The organism is Streptomyces abikoensis, from assembly GCF_014648775.1.
Taxonomy (GTDB): domain Bacteria; phylum Actinomycetota; class Actinomycetes; order Streptomycetales; family Streptomycetaceae; genus Streptomyces; species Streptomyces abikoensis.
Window position 1 is genome coordinate 127327 of record NZ_BMRT01000004.1, and the last position, 15514, is coordinate 142840.

Here is a 15514-nt window from a genome sequence, read left to right on the forward strand (position 1 = left end):
GTCCGGTGGCGGTTTCCCCGCGTCACTGGTGGGAGCCTGCGACGGGGGTGCGCGGGGTGCAGACGAGCTGGAGCGCGCCGCGGCGGGTGTACTGGGGCTTGACCTGGACGAACGTGCCGTCCTCGGCCCGTACGGTGAACTTGGGCGGGGTGACGACCTGGCGCGGGGAGCGGAGGTCGTGCTCGCGGCGGCCGATCTCCAGCGGCTTGCCGCCGCAGGCGCCGCGGGGCAGGCGCAGGGTCAGGGTCTGCCGACGGGAGGTGTCGAGCAGCTGGGCGAGGGGCACGGTCAGCCGCCAGGCGCTGGGATCGCCGGGCAGCGGCTCGGCGGGCCTGCGGTCGAGGGCGTGCTTGCGGTCGAGCTCGGCGACCTCGACGACGGGGCGTTCCCCGTCGGCGACGGCCGTGCCGGAGCCGTAGATCGCGAAGAGGACGCCGACGCCGCTGAAGGAGCGCTCGACGCGCAGCACCTCGGCGCGGGGCCGGGCCGGGGCGACGGTCAGCCGCAGCTGGCCGGCGGGGGTGATGCCGAGCCGGTGGCGGCGGCCCGTGACGGCGCAGGTGGCCAGGGCGCGGGTGGGCCCGGTGTAGCTGGGGGCGCCGTCGCCGAGGAGGCGCAGCCGCAGGGCGGCGCGGCCCTCGTGCCGGGCGGGCTCCAGCTCCAGGGAGAGGTGCCAGCGGCCGGGGGTGACGGGGACGCCGCCTAGGCGCTCGCCGAGGAGGGCGGTGGCGGTCACGGAGATCTCGCCGTTCTCCTCGCGGCTCAGCGCGGCCTCGGTGCGCAGACGGGTGGCGCCGCTGAGCAGGACGAGGTGGGCGGTGGTGCCGGTGTCGCCCTCGGGGAGGGTGCCGGCGGGCAGCGTCGCGTGCAGGTTCAGCGTGTGGCCGTCGAGCACGGCGGCGTACTGGACGCGCGCCGCGGAGCCCTGGGAGGCGGGCATCAGGACGGAATCGACGTAGGTGTCGCGGCCGGTCGCCAGCCCGGTGTTCACCCGGCGGCGGACCGTCTGGCCGACCTTCCAGGCAGGGCTGCGGGTCAGCGCGATACGGGCCGACTTCTTGATCACGCGCAGGGCGTGACGGGGCGCGGTCACGGGCGCTCCTCGCGGCCGCCGGGGGTCATGATCTGAGCGTGCACCCATTCAGAGTAAACGTCGGCGGGGCCCGGCCCGGAGGGCGGAATCGGATAATTCCCCTACCACCCCGGTTCTACGGGGACGTTACCGGGTGGTGAAATACCCCACAGGGCGACGAGGCAACCAAGCGCGGCCGACGGGCGTGGATCCCTTGAGGGGCACGGTCGGGAGCGGTGCGCGCGGGTCGCCCCCGGGCGCCCCCCGGCGGCTCCGGAGGGGCATCGGGGCGGTGGCCTGCGATTGCCTCGCTGTTGAGCGCTCTGGTAATTACTTGAGTCTCTGTCTTTTTCCGGACCGGTCGTCACTGGACGTACTGGTTGTTTTACGCGTTGCGCCGCATCGCCGAGATGCGGCCGAGGGGTTGAAGCGATCTTGACTATCGACCATTCGACCTCGACCCCGGCCGCCGCGGGCACGGGTGGTTCCGTCCCGGCCCAGCGCACGGACGACGCCACGCCCGTCACCGCCCCGGCCGCCGCCTCCGCTCCCGCTCCGGTGAAGCGGGGGGCGAACCCCGAGAAGTCCGGCCTGGTCAAGGCCTACCGCCGGCTGCTCCCCGAGAGTGCGCGCCGCGCGATCGCCCAGCGGGTCTCCGTCGAGACCCGCGGCGCCCTGATGCAGCACATGGCCGACTCCCTCGACCTGGAGCAGCGCCGCCAGAAGCTGCGCGGCAAGCGCCTCCAGCGCCGATTCACCGACTCCTCGGACACGGCCGCCGCCCAGCCGCGCGTGGTCCTCGTCGACGGCAAGGCCCACATCGCGCTCGTCGACCCGGATCTCACCCCGCACGGCTCCCGCGCCGCCGCCCTGGACCTGGTGTGCACCGCGCTGGAGCAGGCCGGGATCGACTACTTCTGCGTCCGGGCCGCGACCACCGAGTCCGCCCCGGTCGTCGCGGTCGCCGCCGCCGACCGCCGCCGGGTCCACCAGCAGCTGGCCCGGCTGTGCGCCCGAATACCCGGTTACGTCGCCCCGGTGAACCGGGAGAACACCCCTGGTCAGGCGCTTCCCGGCTTCGTCCAGGGCACCTGGCGCCAGGTGGAGAAGAGCCCGGCCACGCGTGTGACCTGGTTCCGCACCACCGCCGACGGCTCGCTGGTCCTGGGGCAGGAGCACGGCTGCGACATCCAGTTCTGGACGCGCGAGGACGGCCCGCACGGGCCGCTGCTCGTCGCGCCGCGCCGCAACGGCGTGGTCGAGGAGGTCCCGGCGGACGAGGCCGACGCGTCGGTGGACGCCCCCGTCGAGCTGTTCACCGGCCCGCTGGGGTACGCGCCGCGCCCCGAGCGGACCACGGTCCGCACCCGCCCGCAGTTCACGATCCGGCTGCCGCAGGACATCACCTTCCCCATCGACGTCGTCTACACCTGGGTGGACGGCAGCGACCCCGCCTGGGCCGCGCGCCGCGCCAAGGCGCAGGGCGCCGACGCGTCCGTCGAGGAGCTCCACGAGGAGGCGGCGAACGACGCCCGCTACATCAGCCGCGACGAGCTGAAGTACTCGCTGCGCTCGCTCCACCAGTACGCGCCGTGGGTGCGCAACGTCTTCCTGGTCACCGACGACCAGACGCCGTCCTGGCTGGACACCTCCCACCCGGGGATCCGTGTGGTCAGCCACAAGGAGATCTTCTCCGACCCGGACGTCCTGCCGACGTTCAACTCCCACGCCATCGAGAGCCAGCTGCACCACATCGAGGGCCTCTCGGAGCACTTCCTCTACTTCAACGACGACGTCTTCCTCGGCAACCCGCTGACCCCGCAGACGTTCTTCCTCTCCAACGGCCTCACGAAGTTCTTCCCCTCCCCCGCGCTGGTCCCCCTCGGCGAGCACCGCCCCGAGGACCCGCCGGTGGCGGCGGCCGCGAAGAACAACCGGGCGCTGGTGGAGGAGGGCTTCTCCACCACCTTCACCCAGAAGATGCGGCACGTGCCGCACGCGCTGAGCCGCGCCGTCCTCACCGAGCTGGAGGAGCGCTACGCCGAGGCCCACGCGGCCACCGCCGCCGCGCGCTTCCGCAGCCCCGAGGACCTCTCCCTGGCCTCCTCGCTCCACCACTACTACGCGTACCACCAGGCCCGGGCGATACCGTCCGACCTCCGCTACGTGTACGTGGACCTGGCGCACCAGAACACCTCGCGCCGTCTCAACCGCCTGCTGGCCAACCGCGACCTGGACGTGTTCTGCATCAACGACACGGTGTCCACGGCGGAGGACATGGCGCGCACGGACGCGCTGATAGCCCCGTTCCTGGAGAGCTACTTCCCGGTGCCGAGCCCGTTCGAGAAGCGCGCCTGAGCCGCTTCTCCTACGTGAACGGCACGTTCACACAGGCGAGCCGGGCCCCGGCCGTCCCCGCCTTGCCGGGCGCGGTCTCGGTGGCGTGCTCGTGGATGACGACGGAACGGGCCTCGCCGGCGCGGAAGCGCCACTTCACGGTGGCGGTCGAGCGGCCGTTCCCGCGCTTGTCGGTGGTGAAGTCCAGCCACACCTCGTTCTGCGGGTTGGCGTACTTCGGGTCCACCGACGGGGACTTGGGGTCCTTGACGTTCTGGTAGTGCGCCCCGGAGTCGTCGGGCGCGTTGCCGCACGGCTTCTGATGGACGTGGGCCCCGTACGCCCGGCCGGCCTGGATCCCCCGCACCCTCAGCACGATCCGCGTCCCGTCCTTCACCGTCCGCTCCACCACGGCGACCCGGCTCTTCTCGGGCACCGCCTTCTTGTCGAACGTCACCGCCCGGTGGTTACCGCTGCCGGCGGCCTCGAACTGCCCGTGGACGTTCGGGCCGTGCCCCGGGGTCGCGCCCAGGGGCGCGGCGACGGCAAGGGCAGCGGCGACGGCTGAGACAAGGAAGGGCATGTTCCGCCCCTTTCAGGCGCGGTGCTCGGCAGGGTGGATCCTCGTTCACGCTAGCCGCGTACCGCGAAGAGCGCGCGGCCCCGATGGACCAATGGGGTTAACCCGGCCGCATCGCGCCGACCCCGCCCACCGCGATGGGCGATATTCGCCGCTATGGCCGGGAACCGACACCATCAGCGTCGCTTCGAGAAGGGCACGTGGGAGCTCCGCGAAGGGGCCCGCTCGCGCATCGGCGAACTCCGGGCGCGCGTCCGCATCGCGAAGGACAGGGCGCTCGCGGACGCCGACATCGAGGTGCGGGCCGCGGCCCCGGCCCTGGCCGACGAGGCGTTCGCGGAGCTCCAGGCGGCGGAGGACGCCCTCAGCCACGGCTCCCACCCCGGCCACCGGCCGAACAAGCACCTCGCCGTCGCGAACGTCCACATCGACGCGGCGTACGGCCTGATGCTGCGCATGGCCCCGCTGGCCGACGTCCAGGCGCTGATCCCCGGCCTGGTGGCCCTCGTCCGGGAACAGCTGCCGGTCACCGACGAACGCAGGAAGCGGGCCGAGGAGATCGCCCGGGAGATCTGCGAGACCCCGCTGACCTCCGACCGGCGCGCGGCCCTCGTCGGCGCGGTCGTCACCGCCCAGCAGGCCCTGCAGCGCGAGAAGCTCCGCGCCCTCGGCTTCGTCCGCATCGTGGTGATCGTCAGCCTGGGGCTGGCGGTGATGGCGCTCGCGGTCGCCCTGCTCGGCGTCTGGGCGCCGGACGTGGTGCCGCTGTGCTTCCGGCCGGAGGGGATCGGCGTCGTCTGCCCGACGGGCATGGAGCCGCCGTCCGACGTGAAGGACCTCGACGAGGCGTTCGGCCGCGCCGTGTCGAAGTGGGACTACCCCGTGGTCGAGATGACCGGGACCGTGGCGGCGTCGGTGGCCGCCGCGCTCTCCCTGCGCCACATCCGGGGCACGTCCGCCCCCTACAACGTGCCGGTGGCGCTGGCGCTGCTGAAACTGCCGATGGGGGCGCTGACCGCCGTCCTGGGCCTGGTGCTGATGCGCGGCGACTTCCTGCCCGGCCTCAGCGCCCTGGACTCGTCCGGGCAGATCATCGCCTGGGCCCTGATCTTCGGCTACGCCCAGCAGGTGTTCACCAAGTTCGTCGACGACCAGGGCCTGGCGGTGATGAACGCCTCCTGCGGTCCGCACGCCCGGCCGTACGCGGGCGCGGGGTGCGAGCCGCAGGAGGCGGCGTGAAGTGTTTGAGAACTGGTGCCGTCAGCCGCAGTTGCCCGCCGGCCGGGTGCGGGTGACGAGGTCGGCGTAGCCGGTGGAGGAGTCGGTCCACACCACCTGCGTGCCGGAGAGCGCGGCGGGCAGGCCCTGCTCACCGCGGTTGCAGGACACCCGGGCGCGGCGCGAGCCGTCGGTGGAGAACTGCCAGAGCTTGGGCAGGGTCTCGTTGCTGCGGGCCCCCGGCGTGCCGGGCGTCGTCGACGAGACGGTCACCGCGTCCTCGGAGGCCGTCAGCCCCTCCGGGTACAGGGCGTCCGCTCCCTGTTCCTTGCTGATGTCCACCACGCCCGTGCCGTCGAGGTTCGCGCGCCGGACGGCCCGCTGGCCCTGGTCGGCGACCTCGTCCACCGTCCAGAAGACGTAACGGCTCGTGAGGGCGGTCTGGCCGACGCCCAGGGGCGTGCCGAGCTGCGGCATCACGGTCGTCTTCCCGGACGCGAGGTCCAGGACCTTGGTGGAGTACTCGTACGTCCCGCGCCCCTTGAAGACGCGCGTGCCGTAGGCGATCTTGCCGTTCTTCAGGGAGTGCTGGCCGATCGCGTTGCGGCGGCCGACGGCGTCGTCGACCCAGGTCGGCTCCTTGTCGCCCTTGCGCAGGTAGCCCAGCTGCGAGACGCCGCGCCGGAAGAGCTGGACGAAGACGACGACGTCGCCGTCCACCTTCGCCTGCTGGTGGAACCCGTACCGGCTGTGCGTCAGCGTCTTGACGGGACCGCCCGCCAGCGGCCGTGACAGCAGGTCGTAGCCACGGGGCCCCCGTGCCTGCCAGACCACGGTCTTCCCGTCGGTGACCGGGTTGACGTGGTAGCGGCCGTCGTTGGGGCTGATCAGCTGCTTCTCACCGGTGCCGTCCGCGCGGCCGGCCCAGATCGAGTAGGGCTCGCTGCCGCTCTCGTTCGACTTCGAGGCGACCCACCAGCCGCCGCCCGCGCCGACGCGCGAGTCCACGGTGTTGAGCCGGCCCAGCAGCCGGTCGGTGTCCACGCCGATGGCCAGCTCCCAGTCGGGGACGATGCCGTGGCCGTTGAACGCGCGCGTGACGGCGTTCAGGTCCTTCGCCGGGACCTTGAGGTCCTTGGCGGCGGCGAGCACGGCGTTGCGGCCCTCGGTGAAGCCGTCCAGCGGGGTCATGTACTCGGTGAGCGCCCGGTAGACGATCCTGTCGGCGAGGGTGCGGTTCAGGTCCTTGCGGATGTCCCACAACGCACCGGAGAAGATCGTGGAGTTGAGGTGGACGCCGCCGTTGTCCGTGGCGAAGTCGACGCCGAGGAAGCCCTTGGAGGTCGCCCTCCCGTCGTTCATGTCCCGGGTGGCGCAGGCGCGCGGCGACTTCGTCCGGCACAGACCCTCGCCCAGCAGGCCCGATTCGGGGCTGTCCATGGCGATGCCGTGCGCGTCGGTGTCGATGGCGTTGCCGAAGTAGTCGGCGATCGCCTCGTTGAGGGCGCCGGACTGGCCCGCGTAGACGAGGTCGGCGCTGTTCTCGACGACGCCGTGCGTCATCTCGTGCCCGACGACGTCCAGGCTCGCGGAGAACGGGCGGTACTCCTGGTCGCCGCCGCCGTACACCATCTTGGCGCCGTCCCAGAAGGCGTTGACGAACGGCCCTCCGTACAAGGTGGCGCCGACCATGGAGTCGATGGCCATGCCCCGGCCGTCGAGGCTGTCCCGGCCGTGCACGGACTTGTAGTAGTCGTAGACCTTCCCGGCCGCCCAGTGGGCGTCGACGGCCCCGGCCTCGGTGGCCTCCTTGTCGAAGGCGGGGTTCGCCGACCTGAACTCCAGGACGTCGGCGGGCCATTGCTTCGACACCTCGTCGACGCTCTTCTTGCGGACGTCCCAGGTCGAGATCGCGGCCTTGCTGCCGTCGCGCATGCGGGCGTCGTCGCGCATGACGTACTGGTTGTTGGAGGCGTCGTGGGTCAGATCGAGCTCGACGGTCGTCCCGTCGAACTTGACGCCGGACCCCTTGACGGCGGAGCCGTCGGCGAGGGACCGCGCCCCGGAGGTGGTCGCCTTGGTTCCGGACGCGGAGCTGCCGCCTCCTGGGGTGCCGAATGTCTTGATACCGCTGTACTGCAGGACGGGATATCCGGCCTGGGCGTCGATGTACACCTCGCGCAGCACGGGCTGCCCGGTGGCGGGGTCGGTGCCGCGGACGGTCACGTGGTGGGTGAGCACCCCGGGCCCCTTGGGCAGCACGACCAGGCCGCGCGCGGTGCCGCTGAGGGGTGGCGCGTCGCCCTCGTCGCCGGTGTCGACGGCGAAGCCGTCGCGGCCGAGCTGGGCGAGCGTGGCGTCGACGGCACGCTCGACAGCGAGTTCCTCACTCACTTCGGGCGTGGTGCCGGTGGTCAGCGCTGTGAAGTACTTGCCGGACGTGCCGGTCACGACACGTTGACCGTTCTGACGCTGCATGCGGACGACGTACTGCCCGCCGAGAACGTCGACCCCGTGGTGCTTCTGCTGGAGCCGCACGGTCTCGGCCGTGCCGCTCGTGACGGCCCGGACGAGGGCGAGGTCACGGTCGGGGCGGTCGATGCGGTAACGGTCCTTCTTCCCCGCGAGGTGCCGCTTCGCCGCGTCGGCGGCGCTGCCGGCCGCCCCGGCGTCCTCGCGGATACCGCCCACCAGGGAGGGCGTGGAGGTCCCCTTCCCCGGCACCACCTCGGCGGGCCCCGGGGTGGGCGGCGCGGCGACGGCCTGTGCGGGCACCGCCGACACGACAAGGGCGGCCGCGCCGATCAGCGCGGCCGCCCCTGCTATGCCGCTCCTCGCGGCGGCCTGTCTTCTGCCCGATCCTCTACCTGAACGCGCTCTGGATGTGCGCACGACTCCCCCTCGTACGTACCGGAACCGGAATACCTTCGGTCGGCGCATATGCAACCGGTGGGGGGTGGGTCGCACAATGGGGCGGGCGCGGGGCGGCGCGGGGTTGGGTGGCTTTTCGGCCCGAATGGGCCGAGGGACGTACGGCGTGGCTACTGTTGTACCCACACGCTTCCGAGAGCGATGACTGCGCCGCCCGAGAAGGAGCTCCACTTGAGCGCCCACTCCGCCACACAGCGCCCCGCCGATGTCCCGCCCATGCCCGAACGCAACCCGAAGGCGCTCCGGGAAGCGATCGCCGCCCATGCCCCGCAACTCCTCGCCGATTTCGACCGGCACTGGAAGCGGGACATCGCCGACACCTACGACCTCACACCTGTCCCGGCGTTCATGGCCCGCTGGTGGACCGAGTACGCCCTCGCCCGCGACCCCCGACTGGACGCCCTGGTGTCCGACCTCGAGGACCGCGCCGCCGAAGCCGGTGACGCCGCAGAGGCCCGCGCGCTGCTCGAACAGGCCGCGCACCTGCGGCGGGAAGCCGGACACACGGAGCCCGGCCAGTGACCGACGACGGGTTCATGGGCCCGCCGTGGCAGATCGACTACGTCGAAGCCGCCCGCACCTACCGCGACTCGCTGCCCGAAGACGTGCGGAAGACTTTCCGGGACGCTCTGATCGACATCCTCACGGCCAAGGACCCCTACCGGCCCGGGGAGCACATCCCGGTCGAACCCGCCAGGTCCACCCGCTTCCGGGGCCCCCACATCCTGGCCTTCGACGGCGGGCGCGGATGGGCCCGCTTCGTCTTCTTCCGCCGCACCGCGGACCCGCAGATCGTGATCGAAGAACTCTTCTGGCAGTAGCCACAATGCGCAGTAACCATGACGCGCCCCAGCGCCTGCCTGCTTTCGCAGGTCAGACGGGGTAAGGGGCGGACGAGTCGGCCTGTACGCCGGGTTCTGTGCGCGCGGTCCCTTGCGGGAGCCGCGGCGGCGGCCATCCATCTAGGCCTGCCGTTGCCGACAGGCTCGTGCGGTCTACCCGCGGACTCGGGCGGGCAGCCCTCGATCGTCCGCGCAGGGCCGTCGCCGTGAAGCGACCGCCCCTCTTGACCTTGCTCCGGGTGGGGTTTACCTAGCCGCCTGGGTCACCCCAGGCGCTGGTGGTCTCTTACACCACCGTTTCACCCTTACCGGGAATCCGAAGATCCCCGGCGGTCTGTTTTCTGTGGCACTGTCCCGCGGGTCACCCCGGGTGGGCGTTACCCACCACCCTGCCGTATGGAGCCCGGACGTTCCTCGGGAGACCCCGAAAGGTCCCACGCGGCCGCCCGGCCGGCTCGTCCGCCGTGCCCCCCATGCTACCGGCCCGCCACCAGGCCCGTTCACTCCGGTCACGCCGGGGCGATCACCGGCCGCGTTAGGGTGCGACGACACGGATACGCATACGTATACGCAAGACGCTCACCCAAGGAGATCGACCGTGCTCGTGCTGCTGCCGCCGTCCGAGGGCAAGGCCACGGGCGGCACCGGGCCCGCCCTGGACACCGGGAAGCTCTCGCTCCCCGGCCTCACGGCCGCCCGCGAGACCGTGCTGGCCGAGCTCGTCGATCTCTGCACCGGCGACCAGGACAAGGCCGCCGACACCCTCGGCCTCAGCCCCGGCCTCCGTGGCGAGATCGCCAAGAACGCCGCCCTGCGGGCCTCCGGCACCCGCCCCGCCGGCGAGATCTACACCGGCGTCCTCTACGACGCCCTCGGCCTCGCCACCCTCACCGCCCCCGCCCGCCGCGCCGCCGAGCGCTCCCTGCTCGTCTTCTCCGGCCTCTGGGGCGCCGTCCGGATCACCGACCCCATCCCCTCCTACCGCTGCTCCATGGGCGTCAAGCTCCCCGGCCTCGGCGCCCTCGGCGCCTACTGGCGCGCCCCCATGGCCGACGTCCTGCCCGAGGCCGCCGGCGACGGCCTCGTCCTCGACCTGCGCTCCGCCGCCTACGCCACCGCCTGGAAGCCCAAGGGCGAGCTCGCCGAGCGGACCGCCACGGTCCGGGTGCTCCACTCCAAGACCGTCGCCGGCGTGGAGAAGCGGACGGTTGTCAGCCACTTCAACAAGGCCACCAAGGGACGGCTCGTCCGCGAGCTGCTGACCGCCGGGCTCGACCCCGCCACCCCGGCCGACCTCGCGACCGCCCTGCGGGAGCTCGGCTACGTCGTGGAGGGCGACGACGCCCCCGCGAAGCGCGGAAAGCCGCAGGCTCTGGACGTGATCGTGACCGAGCTCTGACGGGTCCGTTGCACGTGGTGCAACGTCCGTTGTGGTGAACGGCCCCGCTCGGCAGGATGACGGGCGTGACCGATCTCCTTGATCTCGCGCCCGTCATCCCCGTCGTCGTCCTCCACGACGCCGCCGACGCGATACCGCTCGCGCGGGCGCTGGTCGCCGGAGGGCTGCCGGTCATCGAGGTCACCCTGCGAACCCACACCGCGCTCGACGCGATCCGTGCGATTTCCGCTGAGGTACCGGGGGCGATCGTCGGCGCCGGCACGGTCCTGCGCCCCGCGCAGGCCGAAGCCGCCGTCGAGGCCGGGGCCCGCTTTCTGGTCAGCCCGGGCTGGACGGACCGGCTGCTGGACGCCCTGCAGGCGATGGGCGTTCCCTTCCTGCCGGGCGTCGCCACCGCGTCGGAGGTACTGGCGCTGCTGGAGCGCGGGGTGCGCGAGATGAAGTTCTTCCCGGCGGAGGCGGCGGGTGGGGTGAGCTATGTGCGGTCGCTGTCCGCGCCCCTGCCCACGGCCCGCTTCTGCCCCACGGGCGGGATCGGGCCGGAGTCGGCCCGCGAGTATCTGGCCCTGCCCAACGTGGGGTGCGTCGGCGGTACGTGGATGCTGCCTGCGGACGCGGTGCGCACCCATGACTGGGGCCGGGTCCGGGAGCTCGCCGCGCAGGCGGCGGCCCTGCGGGGCGCGGGCGCCTAGAAGGCGCCCCGCTTCAACCCGTTGACGAAGGCCGCCCAGGCGGCGGCCCGGAACACCAGGGCGGGGCCCTGGGGGGCGAACTTACTGTCCCTTACGGGGACGAAGTCGGGGATACCGGGGGCTATTTCTATGCAGTCGCCGGCGTCGTTCCCGCTGTAGCTGCTTTTGTGCCACGTTGCCATCGCGCCCATACCCTTCCATCACGTCTCTGATCAAGGCGGCGGAGTCGGAGCCTGAGAGGCAGTCAGCCCTGAGCACATCGTAGAGCTTGGTATAGCGCGCGGTAATCGCCGGATCGTTGATGAAGTGGCCCGCCTCCAAGGATTCCGAGTACAGCCAGTCCTGGCCATCAGGCAGGGTGATCAGCGACATCGAGCCCTTCGGCCTGATCAGCGGCTTGGCGAAGGGCGCCACTTGGATGCGCATGTTCTGACGTTCACCCGCGAGCAGCAGCTCCTCGCACTGATCGCGCATCACCGCCTCATTCCCCACGACGTTGCGAATGGTGCTCTCGTCCAGGACCACCACCAGTAGCGGGCTATCAGGCTTCAGGAAGTGCTGCTTTCGGCTCATGCGGGCCGCGACCCGCTCTTCCATTTCGCGCCCCGAGAAGAATTGCGAGAACAGCGCTCGCATATATTCCTCGGTCTGCAACAGGCCCGGCACCACGTCGATCTGGTACGTCTGGAGCTCGACCGCCTTCGCCTCCATCTCCACCCGTCGTTTGAACCAGTCGGGGTGGGTGACCTGCGGATACCAGTCGATCTTCTCCCACAGCCGGGAGAAGATGTCACCCGCGCCGAGCACCCGGTCGCACGCCAGTACAAACCGCTCCTGCGGAACCCGCGTCCCCGTCTCCACCCTCGCGACCAGCGACCGATCGCACGGGATCTTGACCGCCAGGCCCTCCTGCGTCAGTCCCGCGACCTCCCGGTGGTGCCGGAGCACCTCTCCGAAGACCGCCGCCGTCGTGGCTCCTTGCCGCATCGCACTGTCCTCCCCCTGTTCCAGATTGCCCATGGCACGTGCAGAACGTTGAGAGCGTAGGCAGCCGTCCGCAACTCTGTCCCTACAACAAGTAGTTGGTCACCCACATGGGCGTGATTCAACGGCCGAAATCAAGGAAACCGATGGTTCCTCTCACCTACTCCACCTCCCCACCCCCCTCCGACGCCGACCTGCGCCGGCTCTCCGCGCAGACGGCGGGCGAGCTGCAGAGCGTCTGCCGCGATCACGGGTGGGCCCTGCACATCACCGCGGGCGAACCCGCGAACGGCAGCGCATATGTGCAGTTCCCGCCGCTTCGTGTGGACGTGGCGCAGGAAATCGTCGCCGGGCTGCGGCGGCTGCTCAACAACCGTTGTGCCGAGTGCGCGGCGATCAAACGGCGACGCGCCCAGGCGATCAGGGACAAGGACATGACCACGGCGGCCGCCGCCGCCACGGCCATGGGGAGACACCAACGAGCGGTTCACTGACAACATCTGCCCGGCACGTGACCGGTGGCGCGCTAACCTGCTGCCGCCATGAACGATTTCGTTGACGAAGCACGCTCGCGAGTCGCACATCTGCTCCGGATGGCCAATACGACCGATGACCGGCTCCGGGCGCAGATCATCGAGTACGCCGACACGACGCCCGAGCCCCCGGTGATAAGCCGGGGGGCCGGGATCGTCACGACCGGGTGTTCCCGGTGCCTGCGGACGGCCTGGCGGCAGCACGACTCCGAGGGGCCGCTGTGGGTGTGCGGGACGTGCGGGCACGTGGAGCCGATCACCATGCGGTGCCCGGAGTGCGATGTCGACATGATTCCGCCGCGTATGGGCGCACCGGACCGCTGGGAGTGCCCCACTTGCGACCGGGTCGGATCGACCCTCGCCTCGTCGTGACAAAGCCGCGCCCCGCGTGATCGCGGGGCGCGGGCTGGGTCCCGGTGGTCGGATGGTGGTCAGATGATCCAGCGCTGATAGTTGCCGCCGTTGCAGTCGTGCGGGTACATGGACGAGCCGTTGGTGTCCAGGCACTTGCCCGTCGCCACGTTCTGGAGCTGGTACGGGTAGCCGTTGAAGATCCACCGCTGGTAGTTGCCACCGTTGCAGTCGTGGGGGTAGAGCGACGAGCCGTTGGTGTCGAGACACTTGCCCGTCGCCACGTTTTGCAGCTGGTAGCCGCCGCCGACGTTTCTGTACCAGCGCTGGTAGTTGCCGCCGTTGCACTCGTGCGGGTAGATCGACGAGCCGTTGGTGTCCAGGCACTTGCCCGTCGCGACGTTCTGGAACTGGAAGGGACCGTCCAGCGCCGACGACGCGCTCGCGCCGGCGGACGGTGCGAACGCGGTGAGCGCTGCGGTGATCACGACGGCTCCGGCGGCCAGCGCGGACGTCCGGCCCTTGAACATGGACCTCATTGATGCCTCCCTGTCGAACCCGTTAGCTGCTGTTTCGTTCGAACACAGCTTGAACGCCGAAGAATTGACTCAGTAGTGCGAGAAGTCATCGGTTCGCCGGGAGTTCGCACGGAAAGGGTCTGACACATGTCACGCGCCTGCGCATCCGCGATCCGTGTCGTGCTCACCGGCGACGACCCCCTCTGCCGTGGAGCGCTGGCCGCGCTGCTGGAGCGTGAGGCCGACTTCCGTGTCGTCGCACAGACCGATGACTGCCTCGGCGCCGTCGACGCCGTGACCGAACAGCGACCGGATCTGGTCGTCCTGGATCTGGAACCGCCCGCTCGGGACGCGGCGGAGGCGGCACGGACCATCCGCCGGGCCGGGGACGTGCCGATCGTCCTGCTCACCCGGTGCACCCGGCCCGGGGCGCTGCGGCGCGCGCTCGCGGCGGGCGTGCACGGGTACGTTCCGAAGAGCACGGACGCGTCGAAGCTGGCGGGGATCCTGCGGGGGGTGCATTCCGGCGAGCGGTATGTGGATCCACAGGTGGCGGCGCTGGCCCTGACGCGGCCGGGGTGTCCGCTGACCGCGCGGGAACTCGACGTTCTGCTGCACACGAGGCGGGGGAACGCTGTCGCGGCGATCGCGCAGTCGATCAGCCTGTCGCCCGGGACCGTGCGCAACTATCTGTCTTCGGCCATGACCAAACTCAACGCGCGTACGCGTTTTGAAGCGGCGCAGCTCGCCTGGGAGGAGGGCTGGCTGTGAGGGGCGGGTGGGGGTTGAGGCCCCGGTCCCGCCCTTTCTCCCCCAGCTACCGCTGGGAGGTGCCCCCAGTTTCCTGGGGCTCCGCCCCAAACCCCGGAGGGGTTTGGGCTACCGCAGGTGCGACGTCTCGTTCAGCAGGCGCAGTGACGCGTTGCCGTCCGCGTAATACGCCACCGCCGAGAGCGACGCCGCCGAGAGTTCCATGCGGAAGAGGGACTCGGGCGGGGCGCCCAGCGCCAGCCGGACCAGGGTCTTGATCGGCGTCACATGGGTGACCAGCAGCACCGTGCGGCCCGCGTAGCGGGCGAGGAGCTTGTCGCGGGAGAGGGAGACGCGGCGGGCGACCGTCGCGAAGCTCTCGCCGCCGCCCGTGGGGGCGGCCTTGGTCGAGGCGAGCCAGGCGTCGAGGTCCGCCGGAAAACGCTCGCGGACCTCGGCGAACGTCAGGCCCTCCCAGGCGCCGAAGTCGGCCTCGCGGAGGCCCTCCTCGACGCGGACGTCCAGGCCGAGACGGCCGGCGATGGCTTCCGCCGTCTCCCGGCACCGGCGCATCGGTGAGGTGACGATCGCCTGGATGGTGCCGCGCGCGGCGAGCGCGGCGGCGGCCGCCTCGGCCTGGCGGCGGCCGGCGGGGGACAGCTCCGGGTCGCTGCCGCCGCTGCCGGAGAAACGCTTCTCCGGGGTGAGGGCGGTCTCGCCGTGGCGGAGCAGGACGAACGTGGTGGGCGCGCCGAGGTCGGCGGGGGCGGCCCAGCCGACGGGGGCGGCCTTGGGCTCGGCGAGCGGTTCGGCGGCGGGGACCTCCAGGGCCGCGGCGACACCGGTAGTGCCCCGGTCCGCCGACGAGAGGCTGGGCTCCCACTGCCGGCCCGCCTTGCCCGCGTCCATGGCCTCGTTGGCCAGCCGGTCCGCGTGCTTGTTCTTCTCGCGCGGGATCCACTGGTAGGAGACCCGGCCCGCCGGGAAGGCCCGCTGGGCCCGGGCGGCGAGCGGCTTCATGTCGGGGTGCTTGATCTTCCAGCGGCCGGACATCTGCTCGACGACGAGCTTGGAGTCCATGCGGACCTGGACCTCGGCGTCGGGGTCGAGGGCATGGGCGGCCTCCAGGCCGGCGATCAGGCCCTTGTACTCGGCGACGTTGTTGGTGGCCGTGCCGATGTACTCGGCGGCCTCGGCGAGGGCCTCGCCGGTGACGGCGTCGAGGACGACCGCGCCGTAGCCGGCGGGGCCCGGGTTGCCCCGGGAGCCGCCGTCGGCCTCGACGATGAAGCGGTTGGGCATGGCCG

At 71.4% G+C, this 15514-nt stretch carries 15 protein-coding genes and 1 other RNA gene; 8 read left to right on the forward strand and 8 right to left on the reverse strand.

The features are described 5' to 3' along the window. Positions 1–22: 22 nt before the first annotated feature. Positions 23–1093: a hypothetical protein gene (locus IE096_RS14545; protein WP_189451888.1), complete on the reverse strand. Its 1071-nt coding sequence runs from the start codon at positions 1091–1093 to the stop codon at positions 23–25. 537 nt (positions 1094–1630) lie between these two features. On the opposite strand from IE096_RS14545, the gene IE096_RS14550 reads away from it, so the two are divergent. Then, positions 1631–3430, forward strand: coding sequence for a stealth family protein (locus IE096_RS14550; protein WP_189452775.1), 1800 nt, complete (start codon positions 1631–1633; stop codon positions 3428–3430). A gap of 10 nt (positions 3431–3440) precedes the next feature. Here the strand turns inward: IE096_RS14550 and IE096_RS14555 are convergent, their stop codons facing one another. Then, on the reverse strand, positions 3441–3992 hold the full coding sequence (locus tag IE096_RS14555; protein WP_189451889.1) for a superoxide dismutase family protein: 552 nt from the start codon (positions 3990–3992) through the stop codon (positions 3441–3443). A gap of 153 nt (positions 3993–4145) precedes the next feature. On the opposite strand from IE096_RS14555, the gene IE096_RS14560 reads away from it, so the two are divergent. Then, entirely contained in the window at positions 4146–5228 is a 1083-nt protein-coding gene (locus IE096_RS14560) for a hypothetical protein (protein ID WP_189451890.1), read from the forward strand. Between the two features lie 21 nt (positions 5229–5249). Here the strand turns inward: IE096_RS14560 and IE096_RS14565 are convergent, their stop codons facing one another. Beyond that, on the reverse strand, positions 5250–8099 hold the full coding sequence (locus IE096_RS14565) for a M4 family metallopeptidase (RefSeq protein WP_229820190.1): 2850 nt from the start codon (positions 8097–8099) through the stop codon (positions 5250–5252). Between the two features lie 180 nt (positions 8100–8279). Between IE096_RS14565 and IE096_RS14570 the strand changes: the two genes are divergently transcribed. Beyond that, entirely contained in the window at positions 8280–8660 is a 381-nt protein-coding gene (locus IE096_RS14570; protein ID WP_229820191.1) for a DUF6247 family protein, read from the forward strand. Further along, on the forward strand, positions 8657–8959 hold the full coding sequence (locus tag IE096_RS14575) for a hypothetical protein (RefSeq protein WP_189452887.1): 303 nt from the start codon (positions 8657–8659) through the stop codon (positions 8957–8959). Before IE096_RS14570 ends, IE096_RS14575 begins: the two co-directional genes overlap by 4 nt. A gap of 69 nt (positions 8960–9028) precedes the next feature. On the opposite strand, the gene rnpB is transcribed toward IE096_RS14575, so the two are convergent. Beyond that, an RNA gene (rnpB, locus tag IE096_RS14580) (RNase P RNA component class A) lies at positions 9029–9438 on the reverse strand. Between the two features lie 140 nt (positions 9439–9578). Here rnpB and yaaA point away from each other — a divergent pair. Continuing rightward, positions 9579–10379: a peroxide stress protein YaaA gene (gene yaaA, locus IE096_RS14585; protein ID WP_189451892.1), complete on the forward strand. Its 801-nt coding sequence runs from the start codon at positions 9579–9581 to the stop codon at positions 10377–10379. A 56-nt stretch (positions 10380–10435) separates the two neighbouring features. Continuing rightward, positions 10436–11071, forward strand: coding sequence for a bifunctional 4-hydroxy-2-oxoglutarate aldolase/2-dehydro-3-deoxy-phosphogluconate aldolase (gene eda, locus IE096_RS14590; RefSeq protein ID WP_189451893.1), 636 nt, complete (start codon positions 10436–10438; stop codon positions 11069–11071). Here the strand turns inward: eda and IE096_RS31450 are convergent. Together IE096_RS31450 and IE096_RS14595 are read right to left on the reverse strand one after the other, a co-directional pair. Continuing rightward, a complete protein-coding gene (locus IE096_RS31450; protein WP_229820286.1) occupies positions 11068–11202 on the reverse strand; it encodes a DUF397 domain-containing protein in 135 nt (44 codons plus the stop codon). The two genes, eda and IE096_RS31450, sit on opposite strands and share 4 nt — an antisense overlap. After that, entirely contained in the window at positions 11153–12091 is a 939-nt protein-coding gene (locus tag IE096_RS14595) for a helix-turn-helix domain-containing protein (RefSeq protein ID WP_229820193.1), read from the reverse strand. The genes IE096_RS31450 and IE096_RS14595 overlap by 50 nt, the downstream gene beginning before the upstream one ends. Positions 12092–12201: 110 nt before the next feature. On the opposite strand from IE096_RS14595, the gene IE096_RS14600 reads away from it, so the two are divergent. Continuing rightward, positions 12202–12549, forward strand: coding sequence for a hypothetical protein (locus tag IE096_RS14600; RefSeq protein WP_189451894.1), 348 nt, complete (start codon positions 12202–12204; stop codon positions 12547–12549). A 470-nt stretch (positions 12550–13019) separates the two neighbouring features. Here IE096_RS14600 and IE096_RS14605 read toward each other — a convergent pair whose 3' ends face one another. Beyond that, a complete protein-coding gene (locus IE096_RS14605; RefSeq protein WP_229820196.1) occupies positions 13020–13478 on the reverse strand; it encodes an RICIN domain-containing protein in 459 nt (152 codons plus the stop codon). Positions 13479–13637: 159 nt separating this feature from the next. Here IE096_RS14605 and IE096_RS14610 point away from each other — a divergent pair, with 159 nt between their 5' ends. Next, positions 13638–14228, forward strand: a complete 591-nt coding sequence (locus IE096_RS14610) for a response regulator transcription factor (protein ID WP_229820197.1) — start codon at positions 13638–13640, stop codon at positions 14226–14228. Positions 14229–14336: 108 nt separating this feature from the next. Here IE096_RS14610 and IE096_RS14615 read toward each other — a convergent pair whose 3' ends face one another. Beyond that, complete coding sequence (locus IE096_RS14615) at positions 14337–15509, reverse strand: bifunctional RNase H/acid phosphatase (RefSeq protein WP_189451896.1); 1173 nt, start codon at positions 15507–15509, stop codon at positions 14337–14339. Positions 15510–15514: the final 5 nt, after the last annotated feature.